We start from the raw sequence: 1,477 nt of genomic DNA, 5'->3' as shown, positions 1-1,477 counted from the left end.
GTTATAGTATTTTGCTTCTCCATTCGTAACTAAAGATATTTCTTCCTTTAATTTCTCAGATATTTTTTCCTGATATAACTTCGGAACAATTTTTAATACTGCCAAGGTAATCCCTCCTTCCTTTTACAGAAAATCTGCAATTTGGTATAAATCTTCATTATTTGAGTAGTATTGATCTGTTGCTTCTATCAATCGTTCATTATTTTCACCCAAGTATTTAATGGTAGTTTCAACTTTCTTATGCCCCAGGGCAAAACGAATGTCATTCAAATCCCATCCTTCTTTTCTTCTTTCCTCCGCAAAATAGTGTCGGAGCTGATGCGGATGGGAATTGATATCCGTTTTTTTGGATAGTCTTTTCAACATGCTATACACAGAATCCGCATCTAATGGCTCTCCTTTGTTTTTTCCAGTCAATTTTGTAAATAGATACTCCGAGTTCATCAGACTTTTTCGATTATCAGAAATGTACTTAACCAAGAACTCAAAAGTTGTATTACTTAACAAAGCCATTCTATATTCTGCATTTTTTGCTCTTGCCAAGTTGGTATTGGATTCACGATACCTTACCCAAACCGTCCTTCTTTCAAAATCAATATCTTCGGTATAATGGATTCCCAAAATTTCCCCTAATCTAAGACCGGTTTCTGCCATCATTGCTATCAGCAATCGATCTCTATCATTCGTACAGGCATTTATCAGCTCCTGTATTTCTTCGGATGTTATTTCTTCCAGATTAGGTTCTTCTTCTTTGAAGAAACCTTTAAACGAATTCACTGCATTTTGATGATTTACTCCCATACTGTCAAAATACGATACTTTTTTTACTCGTAAGACTTTAAGCATTGGCAAAACATCTTCCAGTGCCAAAAACTGGTAGTATCTGAAAACTGCACCAAGATACATATTGCAGGTCTTATTGCTCGTTTGTGTATTATGCTCAGTATGCTTTCCACTCTTAACCCAATACAAGAAATCAATAAAATGTTTATTCTGCTCTGAATAGGATAGCAATGTAATCTCATCCAATCCTATCGTTTGCTCCTGCAGATAATTGTAATAATATGAAAGTGCGAAGGCTGCAGATTTTACAGTATTCGGAGAAGCATTAATCTGATCCAGATGCTTCAAATACTTTGATGGAAGAATTTCAATTTCTTCAATATCAGAAATAATCAAAAAACGTGGTCTATTATCTTTCAAAATCGAAACAACCCTATATTTCAATCCACAGCCCTCCTTCCTTTCGTTTTGATTTGTTTGACTTCTTCGACTTCTTAATTCTACATTATACACAAAGAAGTCAAAATGTCAATTACGTTTTTGATTTCTTTGACTTTTACAAGAATAATCAATAAAGCATTTTTTGATACATTATACACAAAGAAGTCAAAATGTCAATTACGTTTTTGATTTCTTTGACTTTTACAAGAATAATCAATAAAGCATTTTTTGATTTCTTTATGTTTTAAATTGA

The 1,477-nt window shown here is 33.2% G+C and carries 1 protein-coding gene; it reads right to left on the bottom strand.

What is annotated here, in order from left to right; all coding sequences use genetic code 11:
• Positions 1-123: 123 nt before the first annotated feature.
• Positions 124-1,227, bottom strand: coding sequence for a tyrosine-type recombinase/integrase (locus DWZ60_RS16885; protein ID WP_119222181.1), 1,104 nt, complete (start codon positions 1,225-1,227; stop codon positions 124-126).
• Positions 1,228-1,477: the final 250 nt, after the last annotated feature.

This window comes from Blautia sp. AF34-10, assembly GCF_003477865.1.
In the GTDB taxonomy this organism is placed as follows: Bacteria; Bacillota; Clostridia; order Lachnospirales; family Lachnospiraceae; genus Fusicatenibacter; species Fusicatenibacter saccharivorans.
The sequence above is the reverse complement of the archived record's forward strand: the minus strand, read 5'-3'. Positions and strand labels throughout refer to the sequence as shown.